21 protein-coding genes, 1 tRNA gene, 1 other RNA gene and 1 pseudogene are annotated in these 22,304 nt (G+C 70.5%); 11 read left to right on the top strand and 13 right to left on the bottom strand.

Annotation, left to right across the window (positions count from 1 at the left end):
- A partial coding sequence (locus tag H283_RS0123230) for a DNA gyrase subunit A (RefSeq protein ID WP_304412616.1) occupies positions 1 to 953 on the bottom strand: 953 nt, incomplete at its 3' end.
- Between the two features lie 308 nt (positions 954 to 1,261).
- Here H283_RS0123230 and H283_RS27995 point away from each other — a divergent pair.
- The gene (locus H283_RS27995; RefSeq protein WP_196806063.1) at positions 1,262 to 1,768 is read left to right on the top strand and encodes an HNH endonuclease; all 507 of its coding nucleotides are present in this window, start codon (positions 1,262 to 1,264) and stop codon (positions 1,766 to 1,768) included.
- 146 nt (positions 1,769 to 1,914) lie between these two features.
- On the opposite strand, the gene H283_RS26315 is transcribed toward H283_RS27995, so the two are convergent.
- Positions 1,915 to 2,631 carry an HNH endonuclease gene (locus H283_RS26315; protein WP_020145932.1) on the bottom strand — a complete coding sequence of 239 codons (717 nt, stop codon included), beginning with the start codon at positions 2,629 to 2,631 and terminating at the stop codon, positions 1,915 to 1,917.
- An 86-nt stretch (positions 2,632 to 2,717) separates the two neighbouring features.
- Here H283_RS26315 and H283_RS27015 point away from each other — a divergent pair.
- From H283_RS27015 to H283_RS26325, 3 genes and pseudogenes are all read left to right on the top strand, one after another.
- A pseudogene (locus tag H283_RS27015) lies at positions 2,718 to 3,183 on the top strand (transposase); the annotation flags it as partial.
- A gap of 681 nt (positions 3,184 to 3,864) precedes the next feature.
- Positions 3,865 to 6,501, top strand: coding sequence for a tetratricopeptide repeat protein (locus H283_RS0123255; protein ID WP_020145934.1), 2,637 nt, complete (start codon positions 3,865 to 3,867; stop codon positions 6,499 to 6,501).
- Positions 6,502 to 6,543: 42 nt separating this feature from the next.
- Positions 6,544 to 7,380 (top strand): helix-turn-helix transcriptional regulator, encoded by an 837-nt coding sequence (locus H283_RS26325; RefSeq protein WP_020145935.1) that lies wholly within the window; start codon positions 6,544 to 6,546, stop codon positions 7,378 to 7,380.
- A 76-nt stretch (positions 7,381 to 7,456) separates the two neighbouring features.
- On the opposite strand, the gene H283_RS0123265 is transcribed toward H283_RS26325, so the two are convergent.
- From H283_RS0123265 to H283_RS0123285, 5 genes are all read right to left on the bottom strand, one after another.
- Positions 7,457 to 8,548: a hypothetical protein gene (locus tag H283_RS0123265; RefSeq protein WP_020145936.1), complete on the bottom strand. Its 1,092-nt coding sequence runs from the start codon at positions 8,546 to 8,548 to the stop codon at positions 7,457 to 7,459.
- Positions 8,541 to 9,053 (bottom strand): RNA polymerase sigma factor, encoded by a 513-nt coding sequence (locus H283_RS0123270; RefSeq protein WP_020145937.1) that lies wholly within the window; start codon positions 9,051 to 9,053, stop codon positions 8,541 to 8,543. Before H283_RS0123270 ends, H283_RS0123265 begins: the two co-directional genes overlap by 8 nt.
- Positions 9,054 to 9,178: 125 nt before the next feature.
- Entirely contained in the window at positions 9,179 to 10,252 is a 1,074-nt protein-coding gene (locus tag H283_RS0123275; RefSeq protein WP_020145938.1) for a hypothetical protein, read from the bottom strand.
- Positions 10,245 to 10,748 carry an RNA polymerase sigma factor gene (locus tag H283_RS0123280; protein ID WP_020145939.1) on the bottom strand — a complete coding sequence of 168 codons (504 nt, stop codon included), beginning with the start codon at positions 10,746 to 10,748 and terminating at the stop codon, positions 10,245 to 10,247. Before H283_RS0123280 ends, H283_RS0123275 begins: the two co-directional genes overlap by 8 nt.
- A gap of 78 nt (positions 10,749 to 10,826) precedes the next feature.
- Complete coding sequence (locus H283_RS0123285) at positions 10,827 to 12,419, bottom strand: helicase HerA-like domain-containing protein (RefSeq protein ID WP_020145940.1); 1,593 nt, start codon at positions 12,417 to 12,419, stop codon at positions 10,827 to 10,829.
- A gap of 51 nt (positions 12,420 to 12,470) precedes the next feature.
- Between H283_RS0123285 and H283_RS0123290 the strand changes: the two genes are divergently transcribed.
- A complete protein-coding gene (locus H283_RS0123290) occupies positions 12,471 to 12,767 on the top strand; it encodes a type II toxin-antitoxin system VapB family antitoxin (RefSeq protein ID WP_020145941.1) in 297 nt (98 codons plus the stop codon).
- A gap of 44 nt (positions 12,768 to 12,811) precedes the next feature.
- On the top strand, positions 12,812 to 13,348 hold the full coding sequence (locus tag H283_RS0123295; protein ID WP_020145942.1) for a LytR C-terminal domain-containing protein: 537 nt from the start codon (positions 12,812 to 12,814) through the stop codon (positions 13,346 to 13,348).
- A gap of 102 nt (positions 13,349 to 13,450) precedes the next feature.
- Here the strand turns inward: H283_RS0123295 and H283_RS0123300 are convergent, their stop codons facing one another.
- From H283_RS0123300 to H283_RS26330, 3 genes are all read right to left on the bottom strand, one after another.
- Positions 13,451 to 14,482, bottom strand: a complete 1,032-nt coding sequence (locus tag H283_RS0123300) for a metallophosphoesterase (RefSeq protein ID WP_020145943.1) — start codon at positions 14,480 to 14,482, stop codon at positions 13,451 to 13,453.
- A 91-nt stretch (positions 14,483 to 14,573) separates the two neighbouring features.
- Entirely contained in the window at positions 14,574 to 15,581 is a 1,008-nt protein-coding gene (gene argF / locus H283_RS0123305; RefSeq protein ID WP_020145944.1) for an ornithine carbamoyltransferase, read from the bottom strand.
- Between the two features lie 44 nt (positions 15,582 to 15,625).
- On the bottom strand, positions 15,626 to 16,594 hold the full coding sequence (locus tag H283_RS26330) for an MBL fold metallo-hydrolase (RefSeq protein WP_020145945.1): 969 nt from the start codon (positions 16,592 to 16,594) through the stop codon (positions 15,626 to 15,628).
- 84 nt (positions 16,595 to 16,678) lie between these two features.
- Between H283_RS26330 and H283_RS0123315 the strand changes: the two genes are divergently transcribed.
- A tRNA-Ser gene (locus H283_RS0123315) sits at positions 16,679 to 16,766 on the top strand.
- A gap of 102 nt (positions 16,767 to 16,868) precedes the next feature.
- Here H283_RS0123315 and H283_RS0123320 read toward each other — a convergent pair.
- Complete coding sequence (locus H283_RS0123320; RefSeq protein ID WP_156023424.1) at positions 16,869 to 17,222, bottom strand: hypothetical protein; 354 nt, start codon at positions 17,220 to 17,222, stop codon at positions 16,869 to 16,871.
- A gap of 230 nt (positions 17,223 to 17,452) precedes the next feature.
- On the opposite strand from H283_RS0123320, the gene H283_RS0123325 reads away from it, so the two are divergent.
- Both H283_RS0123325 and ffs read left to right on the top strand, forming a co-directional pair.
- Positions 17,453 to 18,775, top strand: a complete 1,323-nt coding sequence (locus H283_RS0123325) for an MFS transporter (protein ID WP_020145947.1) — start codon at positions 17,453 to 17,455, stop codon at positions 18,773 to 18,775.
- A 24-nt stretch (positions 18,776 to 18,799) separates the two neighbouring features.
- An RNA gene (ffs, locus tag H283_RS27430) (signal recognition particle sRNA small type) lies at positions 18,800 to 18,896 on the top strand.
- Between the two features lie 28 nt (positions 18,897 to 18,924).
- Here ffs and H283_RS0123330 read toward each other — a convergent pair.
- Positions 18,925 to 19,998, bottom strand: a complete 1,074-nt coding sequence (locus H283_RS0123330; RefSeq protein ID WP_020145948.1) for a LacI family DNA-binding transcriptional regulator — start codon at positions 19,996 to 19,998, stop codon at positions 18,925 to 18,927.
- Between the two features lie 178 nt (positions 19,999 to 20,176).
- On the opposite strand from H283_RS0123330, the gene H283_RS0123335 reads away from it, so the two are divergent.
- Positions 20,177 to 21,409, top strand: a complete 1,233-nt coding sequence (locus H283_RS0123335; protein WP_020145949.1) for an MFS transporter — start codon at positions 20,177 to 20,179, stop codon at positions 21,407 to 21,409.
- Positions 21,410 to 21,630: 221 nt separating this feature from the next.
- Here the strand turns inward: H283_RS0123335 and H283_RS0123340 are convergent, their stop codons facing one another.
- Entirely contained in the window at positions 21,631 to 21,891 is a 261-nt protein-coding gene (locus tag H283_RS0123340; protein ID WP_020145950.1) for a hypothetical protein, read from the bottom strand.
- On the opposite strand from H283_RS0123340, the gene H283_RS28720 reads away from it, so the two are divergent.
- A partial coding sequence (locus H283_RS28720) for a helix-turn-helix domain-containing protein (protein WP_196806064.1) occupies positions 21,875 to 22,304 on the top strand: 430 nt, incomplete at its 3' end. The two genes, H283_RS0123340 and H283_RS28720, sit on opposite strands and share 17 nt — an antisense overlap.

The raw sequence follows: 22,304 nt of genomic DNA on the forward strand, positions 1-22,304 counted from the left end.
ACGTTGTTGATGCCGAAGTTCTCCTCCATCGGCGTCAGCTTGTAGAGCTGCTCGAGGACGGCGTCGGGGTTGAAGCCGTTCTTGATCTCGATGACGAGGCGCAGGCCGTGCTGCCGGTCGGAGAGGTCCTTGAGGTCGGCGATGCCCTGCAGCTTCTTGCCCTGGACGAGGTCCTTGACCTTGTCGATGACCTTCTCGGGTCCGACGAGGTAGGGCAGCTCGGTGACGACGATGCCCTTGCGCCGCGGCGTGATCGACTCGATGCGTGCCGTCGCGCGGGTGCGGAAGGAGCCGCGACCGGTGAGGTAGGCGTCGCGGATGCCCTCGAGGCCGACGATCTTGCCGCCGCAGGGCAGGTCGGGCCCCGGGACGAACTTCATGAGGTCCTCGAGCGAGCACGTCGGGTTGGCGATGAGGTGCCGCGCGGCGCCGATGACCTCGACGAGGTTGTGCGGGGGCATGTTCGTGGCCATGCCGACCGCGATGCCGGCGGCGCCGTTGACGAGGAGGTTGGGGTAGGCCGCAGGCATGACCCCGGGCTGGAGCTGGGTGTCGTCGTAGTTCGGGACGAAGTCGACGGTGTCCTCGTCGAGGCCCGCGACCATGAGGAGGGCGGCGTTGGCCATGCGCGCCTCGGTGTACCGGGCCGCGGCCGGGCCGTCGTCGAGCGAGCCGAAGTTGCCGTGACCGTCGACGAGGGGCAGGCGGAGGGTGAACGGCTGCGCCATGCGCACGAGGGCGTCGTAGATCGCCTGGTCGCCGTGCGGGTGGTACTTGCCCATCACCTCGCCGACGACGCGCTGGCACTTGACGTGGCCGCGGTCGGGACGCAGCCCGAGCTCGTTGGCCCCGTAGAGGATCCGTCGCTGCACGGGCTTGAGCCCGTCCCGGGCGTCGGGCAGCGCCCGGCTGTAGATGACGCTGTAGGAGTACTCGAGGAAGGCGTTCTGCATCTCCTCCCCGATGTCGATGCCGACGATCTTCTCACCGTCACGGAAGTCGTCGGCGTCGAAAGACTCCCTCACAGCTCGACCGACCTTCCATCATTCCGGGCAACAGCGCAGAGTCTTGCATGCGACTTCCGTTGAGAAGGGGGTTTGCGGTTCGAGGCGGACTGAAGAAGGGCCATCCCATCGGGTCCGCACGCTGTGACGGGACCTCGACCCGCGGTGTTCGCCTAGCGCCGGATCTTCTGAGGGAAGGCTCCGCCCAGCGGGAGTTTCTCCGGCCCTTCTGCGGCGAGGCTGGTATCCAGTTCACTATGCCTCTTCGTAGTTTCGCCGACGTTCCAAATCGCATTGTCCGGCTGTTTCTGCAGGAAGCTGGCCGCCAATACGACGCGAACCGCGGCCTCCGACCCTTCGGCAGTATGCCGAAAACCCTGATCGACCGCTTCGACGGGGCGTGCGCCTACTGCGGCGAAGTCGGCCCGCTGGTTGAAGAGCATCTGGTCCCCATGAATCGCGCAGCTATCGGGCTGCATGCTTGGGGCAACATCGTTCCTTCATGCAAACGCTGCAACGATCTCAAGGCGGCCAGAGCGTGGGAAGTGCACCCGATGCTCGACCCGCATCGCCGTACTGCGATCTCGGATTACATCACCGAGTCTGGCTACGCCCCAGACGTGTCGGAACTGAGGGTCGTGCTCAGCAAGCTCTATGAGCTGGCCGATCGTCAAACACGTGCCTTGGTGGAGTTCGGTCTAGTGGCCTCAAGGCCCTACATCGCAGGGCTGAACGCCGCGGCCACCGACACAGCTGACGACTAGGGGAACTGACCCTTTGTCGCCTGCCCCAGCGCAACTGAGGAGTCTCCAGTGATTGCCGCGACGTGGCCTTGACGAGCCGCAGGACGTCTGCGCCAGCATCGGTGTGGTCGTCAGCGCATCTGAACACCTTGAAGAGCACCGGCCTCTTACCTGCGACGCTCCATGAGCTCCTTGAGGTCGGCAGGCGTGAGCCAGGGTCGTGCTCGGTGGATCATGCGGTGGCAATTCGAGCACAGGAGGGCGAGGTCATCGAGCCGGGTCAGGACTGGGCCCGATGCGTGTAGTGGGAGCACGTGATGGACCTCTATGTAGCCCTTCCCCGGATCCCCGTACTGGACCGCGAAGTTGAACCCGCACACCTCGCACGCGATGGGCAGGCCCTTGGCCGTGACCGCGACCAGTTTTGCGGCGCGCAACTTGGGGTTGCGCTCACGTCGCAGATGCGTGACCGCAAATGTCCTGCCCTCGTGTGCGGTGAGTTCATCGAGGTCAGCGTCGTCAGCTGGCGCAACGTCGTCGGGCGGTGCGGCGATCTCGTCGCGTATTGCGGCTGCGAGAGCGACCATCCGTAGGGGCTCGCTGATGAACTCCAAGAGCACTTCGGCGTCATGGGGCCCGCCTCTTGTCTTCTTGCGAGAGTACTCCGGGTGTTGTGTGGCGATGTCGAACGTCTTGCGCTGAACGCTGCTCGGGCTGCGGAAGTTGTCCGGCCTACCTGCGGTGGGGTGGATCCGCGCGTCCCGGAGAAGATCCGACAACTCGACCACCTTGGGGTTGGTCGCCCGCAGGCCTTGCCATGCATTCTGTGCAACGAGGCTCGCTGCAAGCACAACCTCGTCGTAGGTCCAGTCGAATCTCGCCACGCGAAGATGTTGACGGACATGGACGTGAACCACCGCGCGGCTCGCCGGTCGAGGGTGCTCGCGGTGCCCCGCCAGAGTTTCCGTCGCTCGCCGACATCACCGAGCACAACACCCCTGAAGGCAAGCTGAACCTTGCGCGGTCAAGGACCTTTGGACACGCCGGATCATCGGCTACTCCATCAATGACCGGATGACTTCCCACCTCGCCGTCGACGCGCGGCGGATGGCCGTCACCCGCCGCGGCGGCGCCCAGATTGTCGCCGGCTGCGGCGTCCACAGCGGCCGCGGCAGCCAGTTCCGATCTCGGCGCTTCATCCACGAGCTGACCAGACAAGGCCTCGCCGGCTCCATGGGCCGGGTCGCCTCCAGCGCCGACAACGCCGCGATGGAGCCGTTCTTCGCCCTGCTGCAAAAGAACGTGCTCAACCAGCTGTGCTGGCGCACCCGGCGCGAGCTGCGCCTGGCCATAGTCACCTAGATCGAACGCACCCACCACCCCCGACGCCAACGAGCCTGGGCAAACTCACCCCGATCGAGTTTGAGTCCATCAACCAAGCCGCTCACGCGGCGGTCCGAAGCACCACACCCCGAGTGTCAGCCAAATCGTCTGGCTCCTTTCCCGTTGTCCGGCCTTTCGACCGTGCCGGCGCCACCTGAAGCCATGCGCAGAGTGGCTGATCGACCGAACGGCTAGTAGGTTCCGAGCAGACGCGTGGGTTTCCACGGTGGCGGCTTGCTTGCGACATCAAGGGCTCCACCGTCGTGGTCTCAGTTCCGGTCTCATCCGGGCGGAGCCGTGTTTGTTCAGGGACGTTCGCATGCTGCGCTTCCCGCGTGCGGCGCGATCTCGAGGGTGCCCCGTACGCCGCGGCGCAGACCTCGAAAGCGTGTGTGGGGGTAACTCCACCGTGGGTTCAAATCCCACCGCCACCGCCAGATGGAGAAGGACCCCCGACATGCTTTTCGTCGGGGGTCCTTCTCCATCTACGGAAGCACGCGGGATTTGGGAGGAGTTCGCGGTCGGGTGAGGAACAGACCCGCCCGCGAACGACGGCTCCCACCGCCACCGCGTCGCCGAAGGCGACGGACGGTTCCCACCGCAACCGCCGCCGCCACCGCGTCGCCGAAGGCGACAGCGCCCCGGAACCCATCGACGTCCCCCTCCGCAAAGTCCTTGACGGGCCACGCTCGCAACACCCACGCTCGGATCGGCAGAGTGGGAGGGAGGCGCCCGTGCGCGAGCTGCCGTCCGGGACGGTGACGATGTTGTTCTCCGACATCGAGGGGTCGACCCTGATGCTGAGCCGGCTGGGGCGCAGGTACACCGACGCGCTGGACGGGCACCGTGACGTGCTGCGCTCCGCCTGGTCAGCGCACGGTGGCACCGAGATGGGCACCGAGGGGGACAGCTTCTTCGTGGTGTTCCCGACGGCCGAGGGCGCGGTGAGGGCGGCCGTCCAGGCTCAGCGGGGGCTCCAGACCCACGGGTGGCCCGGCGACGAGCGGGTCCGCGTCCGCATGGGCATCCACACCGGGTCGCCGCAGGTCCATGACGACGACTACGTCGGGATGGACGTGCACCGCGCGGCCCGCATCGCCTCCTCCGCCCACGGCGGTCAGGCGGTCCTGTCGTCCGTCGCCGCGGAGCTCGCTCGCGACTCCCTGCCCGATGGCGTCGGGCTGAGGGACCTCGGCCTCCACCGCCTCAAGGACATCCCGGAGCCGGAGCGGCTCTTCCAGCTCACCGTCGACGGCCTGCAGGTCGACTTCCCTGCGCTGCGGACGCTGGGCGCGGCCTCCCGACTACCGGTTCCGGCGACCCACCTGGTCGGACGTGAGCACGCGGTCGCCGAGCTGGTCGACCTCGTGCGGTCGCCCGAGATCCGACTGGTCACGCTGAGCGGGCCCGGAGGCTCGGGCAAGACGCGCCTCGCGATCGAGGTGGCGAAGAACCTCGTGACGGCCTTCCCCGACGGGGTCTTCTTCGTGCCCCTGGCGTCGGCGACCACCCCCGAGGTGGCGTGGACGACGCTCGGGGACGTGCTCGAGGTGCCGCGGAACAGCCGTCAGCCGCCGCGCGTGTTCGGGCAGGTCGCGAACCGGGCTGCGCTCTTCGTCCTGGACAGCCTCGAGCAGCTCGCCGAGGCCGACGAGGTCGTCTCCGAGCTGCTCGAGGCGGCGCCCCGCTCGGCGGTCGTGGCGACCTCGCGCCGCTCGCTGGCGTTGCCGGGGGAGCACCTCTACCCGGTGACGCCCCTCGGTCTGCCGACCCGGTCGACGGTCGCAGCCGCCGAGGAGTCCCCGGCGGTGCAGCTCTTCCTGCAGCAGTCCCGCAGCGTGCGCCCGGACTTCCGGCTGACGCCCGAGAACGTCGACGCGGTGGTCGCCATCTGCCGGCGCCTCGACGGGCTGCCGCTGGCCATCGAGATCTCCGCCGCGCGGACCCGACTGCTCGGGCCGCAGGCGCTCCTGCGTCGGATCGACACGACCCTCGACCTCCCCTCGACGAGCAGGCAGGGCCCGCTGAGGCACCGGACGCTGCGCGAGACCATCGCCTGGTCCTACGACCTGTTGCCCGAGAGCGACCAGGCGTTCTTCCGCCGGCTCGGGGTGTTCGCCGGCGGAGCCGCCCTCGAGTCCGTGGCGGCGGTTGCGCTGCCCGCCGCATCGGACGACCGCTCCACAGACCCTCTGGACCTCGTCGCCGACCTCGTCGACGCCAGTCTCGGGATCGTGACCGAGGCGCCCGACGGGGAGCCGCGCATCACCCTGCTGGACACGATCCGGTCCTTCGCGCTCGCGGAGCTGCGCGGCACGGGCCAGCTCGACGATGCACGTGCCGCGCACGCGACCCACTACCTGGACGTCGCCGAGCGACTCAAGGTGACCCGTGACTCCGACCACCTGCTGGCCCTGGGTCAGGCGGAGGTGGAGCTCGACAACTTCCGCGAGGCCCTGACCTGGGGCCTTCGCCACGGCGGGGCGGTGGAGGGCATCGACGTGACGGCGACGGCGACCGCCCTCCGGTTGGTGACCTCACTCGGATGGCTCTGGTACACGGGCGGATACGTCATCGAGGGCTGCCGCTGGATCGAGCTCGCCCTCGAGCGCGCAGGGAGCGCGGAGTCGGGAGACCTGGCCGAGTGCCTCGGGAGCTACGCCAACCTCCTGCTCGCCCGGGGGGAGCCCGATCGCGCCGCTGACGTCGCGGCACGGAGCCTGACGATGGCGCGCAAGGTCGCGGACGAGGAGAGGGAGGCCTTCGCGATGGGGGTCGTCGGGACGGCCCAGCTGCACCAGGGGGACCTCGACGCCGCTCGTCGGACGTTCGAGGACTCGCTGTCGCTGCACCGGCGGATCGGCAACCCCTTCAGGCTCACCCGCGCCCTGGGCAACCTCGCCGGGGTGGAGGAGGAGCTCGGTCACTACGCACGCGCCGAGGAGCTGACCCACGAGGCCATCGCGATCATCACCGCCGCCGGTGACGCGCACGAGGCAGCCGTCCAGGGCCAGAACCTCGCCAACCTGCTGTCGGCGAGCGGGCGTCCGGAGGAGGCCGCCCGGCTGGCGCGGTCGCTCGTCGACCGGATCGTGGGGCTGCGCAGCCCGAACCTCACGATGGCGTTCGCCGACACGTACAAGAACATCCTCATCGGCCTGCGGGACCCGGTGCGTGCCGCGCAGCTCATCGGCGCCGAGGAGGCCATGAGGGACCGCCTCTCGTTGCCGAACCCGTACCAGGAGGAGGAGCAGGCCGAGGCCTGGGCTGCCGTCGAGGGACTCATCTCCGCCGAGGACTGGGCACGCGAGATCCGGACCGGGCGGGAGTCCTCGGTGGAGGACCTGCTCCTTGCCCTCGACGACGGCTGACCCGACGCCCCGGGGAGGCTCACCACTGGCAGGATGAGCGCCATGACCACGGACGTCCCGCTCAGCGTGCGCACCCCCTCCCCTCTGGGCGAGTTCCTTCGCGCGCGCCGGCACGAGCTGGCCCCCGAGGAGGTCGGCATCAAGCGGGCCAAGGGTCGGCGCCGGGTGGGCCTGAGCCGCACCGAGGTGGCCGAGCTCGCGAACATCTCCGTCGCGTACTACGACATCATCGAGCGCGGGCGTGATCTGCGGCCGAGCAAGAGCGTCATCGACGGCCTCGCCCGCGCGCTCAAGCTCAACGCCGACGGTCGGTCGCACCTGCACGCGCTCGCGACCGGGACGCCGTCACGACGGCCGCAGGCGCCGGAGGAGCTGACCGAGGAGCTTGAGGAGCTGCTCGACTCGATCGACCCAAACCCGGCCTACGTCGTCGGTGCACGCTGGGACGTCCTCGGCGCCAACCACACCGCCTGCCAGCTCTTCACCGACTGGGAGAGCAAGCGGAGCAAGCGCGAGCGCAACCTGCTCTGGTTCTACTGCTGCGACCCGGCGGCGAGGAGCCTCTTCGTCGACTGGGAGCAGGAGGCGGCCGACCAGCTCGCGCTCTTCCGCGAGGCGTACGCGCGGCACCCGGACGACCCGTCGTTCAAACGGATCCTCGACGAGATCTTCAAGACCAACCCCGACACCGTCGAGTGGTGGGAGCGGCACGACAGCGACCCGACCCGGGGTCGCACCAAGCGGATCCGTCTCGACACCGGGCAGGTCATCCAGCTGCGCCAGCTCGTCCTGCAGGTGCTCGACGAGCCCGACATCCGCGTCATCAGCTACTTCGCCGACGTCGACGGTGACCTCGACGACGTCGAGTTCGACGCCTGAGCGCGGGTCACCGATCGACCGGCGCCGGTCGACCGGTGACCGGTCGACCGGTGACCGGTGACCGCTCGAGCGAGTCTCACAGCGGCTTCAGCGGACCCGGGAGCCCGGAGGGGCTCGTGACCTCGGGCAGGGCCGCCCACCGCGGAGGGATGAGCACCCGCAGGCGAGGCTTCTCCTCGATGTTGCCGCTCAGCTGAGGCAGAGGTGCTCGACGTGCCTGCCAGGTCGCCCCCTGGTCGAGGCTGACGACGAGCTGGGCATGCGTCTCTGCGGTCGACAGGTAGTAGGCCACCTCGCACTCCGCGCCCCCTTCGGCGAGGGTCGTCGGCGTCGCGTCGCCCGGGAGGTCGGCCGACGCGAAGGAGCCGTCGCGCTGCTGGATGACGAGGCGCAGGTCGCCGCCGGCACCGGTCAGGCCCCAGATGCCGCAGCCCTTGGAGGTCGGCGTGGCCCACCTCGTGCCGTTGCTGTCCGCCGGGTCGGGCACCGCCAGACGCTCCAGCGTCCTCGCGTTGACGTCGAGCGTGCACAGACCGACACCGTCGGCGCACTCGACCGTGGACGTCCCGAAGGGCGGAGCCACCGGGTGGTCCATGACGGTCAGGGCCAACGGCGCGTGCATCGTCGCCGAGAGCAGGTAGGGACCGGGTCCGCGGTGCGCCCAGTACCAGACACCCTCGCCGACCTCGCGGTACAGGCCCGGACCACCCACCGAGGGCTGCTCGCTCGACCCGGTGACGGCCCCGAGCGCGAGGAGCCGGTCGTCGGTCCCGTCGACGACGGCGATGGCTTCGCGGCCGAGACAGTCGTGGTCGGGGCGAGAGGCGACACACCGCTTCCACACGGTGAGCACGATCCGCCGGTCCGTGCGGGACTCGAGCTGGGTGGCGACGAAAGCGTCCGGGTGCCCGACGATCTCGTCGGCGGTCCAGTCGGGGACGCTCACCGACGTCAGCTGCGGGTCCGGAGCGGTCGGGAGGCGCTGGGCGCCGAGGCGACCGAGCCCCGACATGGCGAACGCGAGCGCGAGGACAGCGGCGACGGCTGCGGCAGAGACCCACACCGCGCGACGCCGACGCGCCCGGCGCTGCCGCCAGAGCAGGGTCTCGAAGGGGGGCTGGGGCACGCGGCGCTCGGTGTCGCGAGCGAAGGTGGTCAGGTCAGGCATGGTCCGCCTCCTCGCGGTCGATGAGGTGGACGGCCATCTGGACCCGCGCTCGGGCGAGCCGCGCCTTGACCGTGCCCTCGGGCACCGCCAGCTCGGTGGCGACCTGCGCGACGCTGAGGTCGGCGATGTAGTGGAGCACGACGGTGATCCGCACCGGCAGGCTCAGCTGGCTCAACGCGTACACGATGGCGACGTGGTCCTCCGGGGCGCCGGGGCCGAGGTCGATGCTCAGCTCGGCGCGGAACTTCGGCAGGGCCCGGGCCGTGACCCGCGCGCGTCGCCACCGGTTCCTCAGCAGGTTGACCGCCACGGTGCGCAGCCAGGCCTCCTTGTTGGAGACCTCGACGAAGTCGCGACGATGCGTCATGGCCGTGACGAAGGCCTCCTGCACGATGTCCTCCGCCTCGGGGAGGTTGCCGCACAGCGCCGCCAGCTGCGTCACGAGACGCCGGTACGACCGGTCGTACACGACCCGGACCGGGTCACCGTCGCTGCTCTCGTCCATGAGCGTCCACCTGCCGTCCTCACGATGCTTCCACTTGGACGAGTCCCCGAGGGCCCGTTCGGTTGCATGCGTTCGGGAGCGGTTGGTGCCCGAAGGCCCTCTCCCTGGAGCCGGACGCTGTGCGCCTAGCGAGCGATGACCGGCCACGTGCGCCAGTCGTCCGGCAGGACGGCGCGATGCACGGACCGGTCGAAGCCCGGCTCGGTGATCCAGTCACGCGCGGCCTGGGCCGTCGCGGGCACCGACCTCAGGGTCCACGTGCGGCCCCGATCGGTGCTGAGCAAGGCCCTCACCGGAGTGGTCGGGAGCACGTCCTCCTCGTTGCTCAGGTACCAGCCGATCGTGCCGTCCAGGGCGTCCTCGACGACCGCACGCGTCGGGCTTGCCAGTACCTCGTACAGATCGAGGTGCAGCAGACTTCCGTCCGGCTGGCCGACAGCCGCCTGCCCGGTGTGGAGGATCCCCACCCACCCGGCAGCGTTCGTGATCGACCAGTCCCCGGTCGGGAGATCGGTGATGGGCGTCAGGGTGCCCGCGGCGACGTCGACCGCGCACGTGACCCACGGTTCGTCCGGACAGGCGACGTGTGGCCGACCTCTGGCAGCCTGCATCCCGATCGTGCGGGCCTGCTCGGGGGTGAGCGTGACCGGTGTCCTCAGGCTGGCGGAGGCAGCCACGATGGGAGACCGCGGGGAGCCCTCGGGTGAGGCGGCTCGGAGCACCCAGACGCCACCGCCGGCGTACCAGACCTGGCCCTCGCCATGGCCGGAGGGCACGAGCATCCGGCGCCCCGCCGCATCGGTGATCTCCCAGGCGCCCAGGCGCTGGGCCGGGTCGCACTCGCGAACGGTGAGGGTGGCGTCCGCGCACTGTGACCACGTCCGGATCGTGAGCCCGCCTGAGCGCTCCGGAGCCGTCCACATGCGCCCGGCGCTGGCGTTGCGACCGTTGACGATCTGCCCGGGGGGCCGCACCGTGATGGAGACCGAGCTCGGCTGTGGTGTTGCAGGAAGCGCACGGGGACGGCCCGACGTCGAGGTGAGCACCACGAAGGAGACCACGGCGGCCAGCCCGGCAGCCGCGACAGTGGTGGTCACTCGGCGTACGCGCCGGATCCGTGCTCGGCGCGTGATCTCCTCGAAGGCCGGCCCATCGACCTGTTCGGCCACGTCGGTGACCAGTGACGTGAGATCAGACATGCTCGGCTCCTTCCCGGTCCGAGAGCAGGTCGGCCAGCAGGGCGCGGCCGCGTGACAGGCGCGCCTTGACGGTGCCCTCGGCGACGTTGAGCTCCGCGGCCACCGTCGCCACGGGCAGGTCGACGACGTAGTGCAGGACGAACGTCTCGCGCAGGATCGGGGTCAGGCGTCCCAGGGCGGCGACCAGCGCGACATGGTCGGGGCCGAGCCCGAAGTCAGCGGTGGGCGGGGCGGTCGCGCCGCGCGAGAGGACACGGCGGGCCAGCGCGCCGCGCCGCCACCCCTTTCGGATCCGATTGAGGGCCACGGTGCGCAGCCACGCCTCCGGCTTCTCCATCTCGAGGAAGCGACGCCGGTGGTAGACCGCCTGCACGAAGGCCTCCTGCACGGCATCCTCGGCATCGCCGCGGTTGCCGCACACGGCATACAGCTGGCCGACGAGTCTTCGGTACGACGCGTCGTAGATGACCCGGATCGGGTCCTCGTCCTCGCGCATGGCCCACCTCGGTTCCGCTGGTCAATGCTGACAGCGGAACAGTCCCCGGCGAGGCGGTTTGGTTGCCTCCGGAGCCCGTCAGCGTTTGCGGGTGCCGAAGATGCTGCGGGTGATCTCCCGGCCGATGACGGTGCCGGCCGAGCGGAGCATCGACTTGAACGCCGAGCTGCCGGCGACCTGCGCGATGATGCTCGGCTCCTCCTTGGGGGCGCGCTTCGACGCGGGCGCGGGAGCCGCGGGAGCGGGTGCCGGAGCGGGAGCCGCCGGAGCCGCGGGGGCCGCCTGCAACCGAGCCGTCAGCTTCTCGTACGCCGACTCGCGGTCGACGACGTCGGCATACTTCGTCTTGAGCTGCGAGGCGGCGATGACGGCGTCCATCGTCGCGGGCGACGAGGGGTCCATGAGGGAGTTGGGGGCCTTCATCCGGGTCCACGCGACGGGCGTCGGGACGCCCTTGTCCGACAGCACGGTGACGACGGCCTCGCCGATGCCGAGGCTCGTGAGGAGCTTCTCCATGTCGTAGGCCGTGTGCGGGTAGGTCGCGATCGCCTGCTTGAGCGCCTTGGCGTCGTCGGGGGTGAAGGCGCGCAGGGCGTGCTGGACGCGGTTGCCGAGCTGGGCGAGCACGCCCGACGGGACGTCCTTGGGCGACTGCGTCACGAAGAAGACGCCGATGCCCTTGGAGCGGATGAGCCGGACCGTCTGCTCGATGGCCTGCAGGAACGCCTTGCTCGCGTCGTTGAAGAGCAGGTGCGCCTCATCGAAGAAGAAGACGAGCTTCGGCTTGTCGACGTCGCCCTCCTCGGGCAGGTCGTGGAAGAGGTCGGCAAGCATCCACATGAGGAAGGTCGAGAAGAGCTGCGGTCGGTCCTGCACCTGGGGCAGCTCGAGGCAGGAGATGATCCCCTTGCCGTCGGGGGCGGTGCGCAGCAGGTCGCTCGTCTCGAACTCGGGCTCGCCGAAGAAGGCGCCGGCGCCCTGGTCCTCGAAGGTGATGAGGTTGCGCAGGATGACGCCGGCCGTCGCGCTCGAGAGCCCGCCGAGGTCCTTGAGGTCGGCCTTGCCCTCGTCGGAGGTCAGGTGGCTGATGACCGCGCGGAGGTCCTTGAGGTCGAGGAGCGCGAGGCCGTTCTTGTCGGCGTAGTGGAAGATCAGCCCGAGGCTGCTCTCCTGCGTGTCGTTGAGGCCGAGGACCTTGCTGAGCAGGGTCGGGCCGAAGCCGGTGATCGTGGCGCGGATCGCGATGCCGTCACCCTTGCCGCCGAGCGAGTAGAACTCGGTGGGGTATGCCGTCGCCGTCCACGGCATCCCGACGTCGGCCGCGCGGCTGGTGATCTTCTCGCCGCCCTCGCCGGGGGTCGCGAGCCCTGACAGGTCACCCTTCATGTCGGCGAGGAAGACCGGGACGCCCTGGTCGGCGAGCTGCTCGGCCATGAGCTGGAGCGTCTTCGTCTTGCCGGTGCCGGTCGCGCCCGCGACGAGGCCGTGGCGGTTGAGGACGCTGAGCGGGATCTGCACCGGGGCGTCAGCGTGGGCCTGGCCGTCGACGACCGCGGCGCCGAGCTTGAGCACCCCTCCCTCGAACGCGTAGCCGGCGCGGATCTCGTCGATCTGGCTCGTGTCTGCCGTGCCGTCCGTCTGAGCGGCTCCTGAGCCTGCTGTCTCGGTCACGGTTCGAACTCTAGTGGCCGGTCGCCCACGTTCGACGCCTATGCTGACCCGGTGATTTTCAAGGCCGTCGGCGACTCGCGCCCGTACCCAGACCATGGACTCGAGACGACCAAGGACTGGTCGAACGTCCCGCCTCGGGTGGTGCAGCTCGGCGAGCTCATCACGACCAAGAGCACGCTCGACCTGCGCGGCCTCCTCGCAGACGACTCGACCTTCTACGGGGACCTCTTCCCTCACTGCGTCGAGTGGGAGGGCGAGCTCTATCTCGAGGACGGGCTGCACCGGGCACTGCGCGCCGCGCTGCAGCAGCGTCCTGTCCTTCACGCCCGAGTCCTCGTACTCTCCTGACACGGGCCCGCCCGACCAGGGGCACGACGGACGAAGGAGCGGTGATGTCGCAGGTCGTTGACGAGGACGACCGCACCTACCGGGTGCGGCGCCAGCGCCGGTCGACGATCGTCATCGCGGTCGTCCTGCTGAGCATGGCGGGTGCGTTCTACTACGCCTCGACCTACTTCCGCGACACGACCCCGACACCGGGACCGTGCACGACGGAGGTGCCGGTCGCGCCGCTGCGCCCGGCCGACGTCAGCCTCAACGTCTACAACTCGACGACGCGCAACGGGCTGGCCGCGGCAGTCGCCAAGGTCGCCGACACCCGTGGCTTCAAGGTCAAGGCCGTCGGCAACGACCCGAAGGACGCAGGCGTCAAGCAGGTCGCGCAGATCCGTTTCGGACCCGAGGGCGCGGCGTCGGCTCGCCTCGTCAAGACACACGTGCCGCAGGCCGTCTACGTCAACGACAAGCGCAAGGGCGACACCGTCGACCTCGTCGTGGGCGCGGCCTGGAAGAGCTTCGGGAAGGTGCCGGTCGTCGCGACGCCCACCCCGACGCTGCGCCAGTGCCCGACGATCACCGTCCAGCCGTGACCCGAGCGTGAGTATGCCGTCCGGTGCGGTGTGCGCCGGACGGCATACCCACGCCGTGCTGGCCGTGCCGGCCGTGCTGGCCGTGCCGGCCGTCCGGACGGCTCAGGGGGTGTAGGGCACGCGCTCCCACGACAGCACGTGCTCGGCGCCCGGACGGTTAACGGTGACCTCGAGGAAGTCCGTGTTGTTGCTCGATCCGTCGACCGTGACCCGGGTGAGGTTGTCGGCCGAGCCCCGCACCCCGTAGAAGTCGAGCCACCGGGAGCCTGCCGCGAGCGGACGGTCGGAGTTGTAGACGTGGCTGTCGCCGTTGAAGAGGTAGACCTCGCCGTCGAAGCTGCTCGACTGCTCGACGAGCTCGCGCACGAGGGGCTGGAAGGCCGAGTTGTCGGCCCACGTCACGGCATACGTCGGGTCGAACATGTCGGCCTGGAGGAAGAGCGCGACGGCGCGGTCGTGGCGCTGCCGGGCTCCGGCGAAGGCCGAACGGACCTGGGCCACGGCGTTGTCCGTGCGAGCCTGCTCCTCGGCGAGCTGCCGGGCCGTGGGGGAGGTGAACCCCAGCTCGGGCCAGGGGAGCAGGCCGTTGTTGCTGCCGACGACGTGGAGCGTCGCGATGTCGACGCCCTGGCGTCGGAACGAGACGTTCTCGGGGAAGCCGGCGGCCGCCTGCGAGGTGACGGTCATGTCGGCACCGAGCGTGTGGCCCGCTCGCGGGAAGAAGGTCGACCGGACGGCGGCGAGGCGTTCGAGCGGGTCGTAGGTGCCGTTGTTGGTGCGGTGGCAGTCGGTCCACTCGTTGTCGCCCGGTGTGTAGACGAGCGGCGTCGTGAAACGGTCGAACTGCGTGCGGATCATCGAGAAGTACTCGTTCGTGCACCTCGACGAGCCGTTCTTGATGTCGCCGACGTGGATGGTGAAGGAGAGGTCGGGGGTCGCGTTGATCTGGTCGACCCACGTCGGGAAGGCCGCGACCTGCGCGTCGCCGTAGGGCACGTCGCCGATGACGGCGAAGCGGTAGTGGCCGTCCTTGTCCTGGCCGGGGACATCGGCGGCGGAGGCCGCCGTGGCGGCCGGCAGGACGACGAGGGCGGCCGCGACGGCCGCCAGGGCTGGGGTGCGAGAGAAGTGCATGACTGCTGTTCTCCCGTACCGCCGTCGAACGGCACCACCACCAGAACGTGAACGTCAGGCGTCGTGCTGGGAGGTCGCTGGGACCCCGCCGTCAGAGCTGGACGAGCGTGGCGACCATGAGCGCCTTGATGGTGTGCATCCGGTTCTCGGCCTGGTCGAAGACGACGGAGGCGTCGGACTCGAAGACGTCGTCGGTGACCTCGAGCTCCTTGAGCCCGAACTGCTCGTGCACGTCCATGCCGACCTGCGTCTCGAGGTCGTGGAAGGCCGGGAGGCAGTGCATGAACTTGACGCGCGGATTGCCTGTCAGCGCAAGGAGCTCCGCGTTGACCTGGTAGGGGCCGAGGAGCTGGATGCGTTCGGCCCAGACCTCCTTCGGCTCGCCCATCGACACCCAGACGTCGGTGTGGACGAAGTCGACTCCGCGCACGCCCTCGGCCACGTCCTCGGTCAGGGTGACGCGTGCCCCGGTCTCGGCGGCATACCTCCTCGCGACGGCGACGACGGCGTCGGACGGCCACAGCGAGCGCGGCGCGACGATGCGCACGTCCATCCCGAGCAGGGCGCCCGTGACGAGCAGGGAGTTGCCCATGTTGAAGCGGGCATCTCCGATGTAGGCGTAGGCGATCTCGTCGTCCGGCTTGTCGGCGTGCTCACGCATCGTCAGCGCGTCGCAGAGCGACTGGGTCGGGTGCCAGTCGTCGGTGAGGCCGTTCCAGACGGGAACGCCGGCGAAGGCGCCGAGCGTCTCGATGACGTCGTGGCCCGCGCCCCGGTACTCGATGCCGTCGTAGAAGCGGCCCAGCACCCGGGCCGTGTCCTTGGCCGACTCCTTGTGGCCCATCTGCGAGCCGATCGGGTCGAGGTAGGTCGTGCTCGCTCCCTGGTCGGCCGCGGCCACCTCGAACGCGCAGCGGGTGCGGGTCGAGGTCTTGGCGAAGAGCAGGGCGATGTTCTTGCCGGTGAGGCGTCGCTCCTCGCGGCCCTCGCGCTTGGCGGCCTTGAGCTCCGCGGCGAGGTCGAGCAGCGCCCGGAACTCGTCGGGCGTCAGGTCGATCTCCTTGAGCAGGTTGCGGCGGTGGAGTGCGGCGAGCGACATGCACGTGATGGTTTCAGGCGCGGTCGCCGCGCGGCAATCCGGTCTCAGGGAGCCGGTCGGCGGCGCAGGATCCCGAGCCGCCAGCGGACCTGCTCGACGAGCGCGCGCAGCTGGAGCGGCACGAGGACCCGGGGACCCTCGCCGACGCAGAAGACGACGTCGTCGAACCGGTGGATGCCGGGACGGTGCGCGACGGCGCGGAAGGCGTCGCGGGCGCTGCGCAGCTGCGCGACGGTCATGAAGGGTGACGGCTCGTCGGGCTGGTAGCGCGAGCCGAGCGGGTAGTCGTGACCGGGCCGTCGAGTCATCTCGACGTGGCATCCGAGGACGTGCGTGACGGTGCGCTCCTCGGCGAAGGTGACGAGACGATCGAGGGTGTCGAGGAGGGCGTCGGAGTCCTGGACGTAGATGCGGCCTGGGTAGACCGTGTCGCCCGTGTGGAGCAGCCCCGTCGTCCGGTCGTGGAGCGCGATCGAGGCCGCGTGGTGACCGGGGATGCCGAAGACCTCGAGGGGACGGCCGCCGAGGTCGAGCGTCACGACCTCGGTCGGCCACGCGCTGATGCCGAAGAAGGCGCCGACGCTCGCGACGTCGTGCCCCACGACGGTCGTGCCCGGCCGGTCGGCGAAGGCGGCGTCGCCGGCGACGTGGTCGCCGTGGCTGTGCGTGTGGGCGACGACGAGCTCGTACGCGTCGGCGTCGTATGCGTTCGGCGTCGTCTGCGCGTCCGGCGGGGTCCGGGCGGCCAGGTGGTCCGCGACGAGGCGGTCGACCGTCTGTCGCAGGGCCGTGCCGTCCACCGCCCCGGTGTCGAGGAGGAGGGCGCGACGCTCGCCGAGGAGCAGCAGGATGAACGGCGCCTCGTAGGTGAGGTCCTTGCTCTGCCGGATCAGGACGGTGCCGGGGGCGAGGTGGTGCACCTGGAGCGGTGGGTCGTGTCGTCGTCGTGGGGACGGTGCGCCGTGGATCCAGGTGACGTCGGTGTCGAGCGCGACCGGCGTGGGAGGGGCCATGCGGTGATTGTGCACCGGGGTCGGGCACGGTGCCCGGGGAGGCCGATTTCTTGTGCGGGGTCAGCCTCCGGTAACCTGCGCGACGGAGGATTCGCATAGTGGCCTAGTGCGCACGATTGGAAATCGTGTTGGGATAAAACCCTCGGGGGTTCAAATCCCCCATCCTCCGCCACATGACAACGGCCCCCACCGCGCCAGCGCGATGGGGGCCGTTGTCGTCGGCGGACTCTGCGGCTGCGCCGGCGAGCTCCAGGTGTGTGCACGCTCTGCCGGCTCACTTGTGCCCGACGAGCAGCTCGCCCAGCAGGAAGGCCAGCACGAATGTGCCGCCGAGGAGCGGCAGCATGATGACCGGCAGCGACCGCTCCCGCGAGACGGACACGGCGCTGACACCGGCCGCCGCGGCGACGAGGCCGAGAGCGAGGCTGATCTCGGCGACGGGAGTGAAGAGCAGGGCGGCTCCGGCGGCGAAGCAGGTCAGGGCCACCCACCCGGCGGCGCTCGTCGGCAGCGCGCTGAGGCGGTCGCCGCGGGCGTGGACGTGGCCGACGACGACCGTGACCATGGCGGCGAAGAGGAGGGCGAAGCCGGCCGTCCAGCAGAGGCCCGCGATGTCGGGGTCTGGCACGACGAACGTCGCGGCGGCGACGGCGAGCCCGCCGATCCTGAGCCCGAGGGGCCAGCGCCTCCGGGGGCCGCTGGCAGGTGGCGGTGAAGGGGTCCGGGGATGCTGCTGCAGGGTCGACCTGACGACCTCCTTCGGTGCTTCCACGCTCGTCGCGGGCTCGGATGCGGGCCAGAGGCGAAGGTCCCCAAAAGGGTTTCGGCGCTGTCGGTGGGGCAGGGCAGACTGCACCGGTGAGCTCGACCCGTGCCGTCCGACCGCCGCTGACCTCGTTCTGGCACGACCTGCCGCGCGAGGGCAAGCTGCTCATCTCCACCGTCGTCTTCCAGTCGATCGGCACGGGCCTCGTCCTGCCGTTCATGGTCGTCTACCTCCACGAGGTGCGGGGCATCCCGCTCGAGACCGTGGGCCTGCTCCTCGCGCTCCAGGCGGGCGTCGGCATCGTTCTCGTGGCACCGGCCGGGGCGCTCATCGACCGCATCGGGCCACGGCGCGTCTACGCGAGCAGCCTCGTGGCGCTGCTCCTCGCCGACGTCGTGCTGGCGCTCGCCACGACGACGGGACAGGCGGCCCTCGCGCTCGTCCTCATGGGTTACGGCTTCGGCATCGTCTGGCCGGCGTCGAGCGCGCTCATCGGCAACCTCATCCCGACCGAGCAGCGCCAGCGCTACTTCGGCATCAACTTCACGTTGCTCAACCTCGGGATCGGCATCGGCGGCATCGTCGGTGGACGCTTCGTCGACGTGTCGCGACCGGGCACCTTCGTCACCGTCTACCTGCTCGACGCCCTCAGCTACGTGCCGGCTCTCGTCATCCTCCTCGGCCCGCTGCGCCGTGCCCGCGACAGGGTCGCGCGGCCGGCCGACGAGGAGACCGGCAGCGTGTCCTACGTCGCGCTGCTGCGCGACCCCCGCCTGCGGGCCCTGCTGCTGCTCGTCGGCGTCGCCGCGCTCGTCAGCTACCCGCAGCTCAACGCCGGCATGCCGGCCTTCGCGCGGGCCCTCGGAGAGGTCTCGACCGAGGGACTCGGCTACGCGTTCGCGGCCAACACCGTGGTCATCGTGCTGCTCCAGCTCGTCGTGCTCCAGCGCATCGAGGGGCGACGTCGGACGCGGGTCGCCGTCGTCATGGCGTTCACGTGGATGGTGGCCTGGTCGCTCCTCGGCGCGACGGCGCTCGTGCCGGGCACGGTCGCGGCCACGGTCCTGCTCTGCGCCTGCGCCGGGGTGTTCGGCCTCGGCGAGACGATGCTCCAGCCGACGAGCGCCGCCATGGTCAACGACCTCGCGCCCGACCACCTCCGAGGCCGCTACAACGCGCTCAGCTCGCTGATGTTCTCCGTCGCCTTCGTCGTCGGGCCGGTAGTCGCGAGCTTCCTGATCGGACGAGGCCTGGGTCCGGTCTACATCGGTTTCCTCGTCGGCGGGTGCGCACTGCTCGCCGTCATCTCGCTCGTCGTCGAGCGTCGGCTGCCCCCGCACGTCAACGGAGTCCGAGAGGTCGAACCGTCGCCGACCGCGAGCCCGGCCACGGCTGGAGGGGCGATTTCCGGCTGACGTCGGGGGCGGCATACACTGGCCGTCGGCACCCCGCGTGGTGGTACCTCTCCGAACTCCCCCAGGGCAGGAATGCAGCAAGGGTAGGAGAGCTCTTCCAGGTACGCGGGGTGTCCCTTTTCCCCGTCGCGCGTGGTGGCAGGCTCCGGTCAGGCCGGGGGAGCGGTGGTCGTGCCGACCCGCAGCTGCACCGGCTGGGTCACGCTCCGGGGCCGTGTGCCGTCGAGGCGCTTGCGCACGAGCGTGCCGAGGATCCGGCCCTTCTCGCGGCCCTGCTGGTCCATCGTCGTGATCCGGTGCGGCAGCCAGGGGAGGTCGACGCCGTCGAAGCCGGTGACGCTGAGGTCGTCGGGCACGCGCAGGCCGAGCTCCTCGGCGGCGACGATGACCCCGGCCGCGATGACGTCCGACTGGGTGACGATGGCCGTCGGCCGCTCGTGCTCGGGCACGTCGAGCAGCGACCGGCCGGCGATCCGGCCGCCCTCGAACGACGACCCGTCCCCGGTCTGGACCGCGGAGGCGTTCGCGCCGAAGACGTCACGGAAACCGAGCAGGCGGCCCACGCTCGGCACGTTGGCCTCGCCCGGGCGCACCTCGGCATCGGGCACCGGACCGGCCGTGCTCGACGGCAGCATCGGCATGGCCACGTGGGCGACCCGGCGGTGCCCGAGCGAGCGCACGTGCTCGGCGATGGCGATGCCCGCGGCGCGCTCGTCGATGCGCACCTGAGTGATGCGTCGGTCGCCCGGCACACCGGTGCTGAACATCGGGATGCCGCGGGCCGCGAGGTGCTCGACTGCAGGGTTCTCGCCGGGCCCGCAGAGCGAGAAGACGACCGCGTCCAGCGCGAGCGGGGCGAGCTGAGGGACGACGGACTCGCCTGAGCCGGCGGGTTGTCCGATGAGCAGCATCCCCGTGGGAACGGTCTCGAGCACTTCGGAGAGACCGTCGAGGACGGCGATGGCGAAGGGGTCACGGAAGGCCATCCGCAGGCGTCCCTCGACGAGGACGCCGATGGCGCCCGAGCGGCCATGGCGCAGTGACGACGCGAGCGGGTTGGGTCCGGTGAAGCCGAGCGCGGTCGCGGCGGCACGGACGCGGTCGCCCGTCGCCTCCGCGACAGGACCCTTGCCGCTGAAGACGAGGGAGGCCGTCGACACCGATACGCCCGCGCGCTCGGCGACGTCACGCAGCGTCGGACGGGCTTGACCTCGGGTCACCATGGGAGGCATGCTATCGAAACGTTTCGAGTCGAATCGATTCGAAGCGGTCGAGGTCTCGGTCTCACCGCCCGACCCTCGCCCCGAACCATCGCCAGACCGCTGTCGGGGCGGTTGGCCGCACGGACGGCCGGACCGCTTCACCCGCCCCGCGTCGGTCGTCCCCTGAGAGGCTTGTTCCATGTCCGCCGTCAGTGCCCCGCCGGCCGCCGTCGTCCGCACGGCCCGCACCGCCGTCTTCACGGCCTTCGCGATCAACGGGGCGGCCTTTGCGGCCTTCGCCTCGCGCGTGCCGGACATCAAGCACGAGCTCGGGCTCTCGGCCGGACAGCTCGGCCTGACCCTGCTCGCCGCCTCGCTCGGCTCGGTCATCGGCCTCCCGCTGTCGGGCTGGATCGTGCACCGCCTCGGCGCCGCCCGCACCCTCATGGGCGCCGCCGTCGTCCAGAGCGTCGGGCTGCTCGGCGTCGGCCTCGGTGTCGACGTCGCCCACAACCGGGCCGTCGTCATGGCCGGCCTCGTGCTCGTCGGTATCGGCACCGGGGTCTTCGACGTCGCGATGAACCTCGAGGGCGCCGAGGTCGAGCGCTTCCTCGGGCGCGCGATCATGCCCCACTTCCACGCCGCCTTCAGCGGAGGCACGGTCGTGAGCGCTCTGATCGGTGCGGGGCTGTCGTTCCTCCACGTCCCGGTCGCCGTGCACCTCGCCGGCGTCGTCGTCCTGCTGCTCGCCGTGACCCCGTGGTTCCTGCGCGCCTTCCTGCCCCGCTCGGTCGAGATGGATGAGACGGGCGCCGAGGTGCGCTCGGAGGCAGGGATCGGTGCGGCCTGGCGCGAGCCGCGGACGCTGCTCATCGGCGTCGTCGTCCTGGCTGCCGCGTTCACGGAGGGCACGGCCAACGACTGGGTCGCGGTCGCGCTCTCGGACGGCTACGGGCTCGAGCGCTGGGTGGGCGTCGTCGGCTTCGCCGTCTTCCTCACGGCGATGACCGCCGGCCGGCTGCTCGGCACCCGCGTGCTCGACGAGCGCGGCCGGGTGCCCGTGCTTCGCGTCCTCTTCGTGTCGGCCGTCGTCGGCTGCCTCCTCGTCGTCTACGGCGGTCCGGTGCTCGCCTTCGTCGGCGCCGCTATCTGGGGTGTCGGGGCGAGCCTCGGTTTCCCCGTCGGCATGAGCGCGGCGGCCGACGACCCCAGGCGGGCCGCAGCCCGGATGAGCGTCGTCTCGACGATCGGCTACACGGCGTTCCTCGCCGGGCCGCCGCTGCTGGGCTTCCTCGGCGACCACGTCGGCGTACTCCACTCGCTGCTCGTCGTCGGTGCCATGGCGGTCGTCGCCCTGCTCGCGCTGCCCGCAGTCCGCGAGCCCGACCGTGCCACCACCGCCGCCGCCACCACCGCCACGACCACCGACTGACCCATCCCCTCACTCGAGTGAGCGCGAAGTCCCACTCGAGTGAGCGCGTAGTCCCACTCGAGTGAGCGCGTAGTCCCACGCCTCACGAGGCTGGTGGGGCGGAGCGCTCACTCGAGTGGCCCTGCCATCCCGGCTCTCCGGCGGTCTCAGATCGTCTGCGCAACACGGATGTCGTGTGGAGGCGGGGCGATGGCCGTGAGGCTGAGGCGGTATTCGGTAGCTCAGCGGGAGCAGGCGTTGGGGTTGCTCGAGGCGGGGCTGTCGGGGTTGGAGGCGGCCAGGCAGGTCGGGGTGGACCGGTTCGCGGTGGCCCGGTGGGCCAAGGTGGCCGGCATGAGGATGCGGATGGGACCGGTCGGTGGTCTGGCCGACCCGACGTCGGCAGCACCGTCGGTGCCGTCGGTGCCGTCGGTGCCGTCGGTGCCGTCGGTGCCGTCGGTGCCGTCGGTGCCGTCGGTGCCGTCGGTGCACGGTGACTTCACCGACGCGCGGGGCCGGTTGACCGAGGCCGGGCGGGGCCTGATCGCGGTACGGCTAGCGGAGGGCCGTTGCCCGGCCAGGATCGCTGCCGAGCTGGGCGTGCACCGCGCGAGCGTGACTCGGGAGCTGGCCCGTAACCGGGTCGCCGGGATGTACTCGGTGCGGACCGCCCAGGCGCGCACCCTGGCCAACCGGGCCCGTCCCCAGCTGCGGAAGCTGGACCGGCCCGAGCACGCCGCGCTGCGCACGGTCGTCGTTGCAGGGCTGACCTCGCACTGGTCCCCGCAGCAGATCCAGGGCGAGCTGCTCGCGCGGTTCCCCCACGATGAGTCCATGCGGATCTCCCACGAAACTCTCTACCAGGCGCTGTACGTGCAGGGCCGGGGCAGCCTGCGCGCCGAGCTGGCCCGGGAGA

The organism is Terracoccus sp. 273MFTsu3.1, assembly GCF_000383675.1.
Classification (GTDB): Bacteria; Actinomycetota; Actinomycetes; order Actinomycetales; family Dermatophilaceae; genus Terrabacter.

Coding starts and splice junctions, on each gene's coding strand:
- H283_RS0123275 (WP_020145938.1), bottom strand. CDS start 10,252: ATGTCTGATCTCACGTCACTGGTCACCGACGTGGCCGAACAGGTCGAT.
- H283_RS26330 (WP_020145945.1), bottom strand. CDS start 16,594: ATGGCCCCTCCCACGCCGGTCGCGCTCGACACCGACGTCACCTGGATC.
- H283_RS26325 (WP_020145935.1), top strand. CDS start 6,544: ATGACCACGGACGTCCCGCTCAGCGTGCGCACCCCCTCCCCTCTGGGC.
- H283_RS0123295 (WP_020145942.1), top strand. CDS start 12,812: ATGTCGCAGGTCGTTGACGAGGACGACCGCACCTACCGGGTGCGGCGC.
- H283_RS27995 (WP_196806063.1), top strand. CDS start 1,262: ATGCCTCTTCGTAGTTTCGCCGACGTTCCAAATCGCATTGTCCGGCTG.
- H283_RS0123335 (WP_020145949.1), top strand. CDS start 20,177: ATGTCCGCCGTCAGTGCCCCGCCGGCCGCCGTCGTCCGCACGGCCCGC.
- argF (WP_020145944.1), bottom strand. CDS start 15,581: ATGTCGCTCGCCGCACTCCACCGCCGCAACCTGCTCAAGGAGATCGAC.
- H283_RS0123270 (WP_020145937.1), bottom strand. CDS start 9,053: ATGGACGAGAGCAGCGACGGTGACCCGGTCCGGGTCGTGTACGACCGG.
- H283_RS0123265 (WP_020145936.1), bottom strand. CDS start 8,548: ATGCCTGACCTGACCACCTTCGCTCGCGACACCGAGCGCCGCGTGCCC.
- H283_RS0123300 (WP_020145943.1), bottom strand. CDS start 14,482: ATGCACTTCTCTCGCACCCCAGCCCTGGCGGCCGTCGCGGCCGCCCTC.
- H283_RS0123280 (WP_020145939.1), bottom strand. CDS start 10,748: ATGCGCGAGGACGAGGACCCGATCCGGGTCATCTACGACGCGTCGTAC.
- H283_RS0123330 (WP_020145948.1), bottom strand. CDS start 19,998: ATGGTGACCCGAGGTCAAGCCCGTCCGACGCTGCGTGACGTCGCCGAG.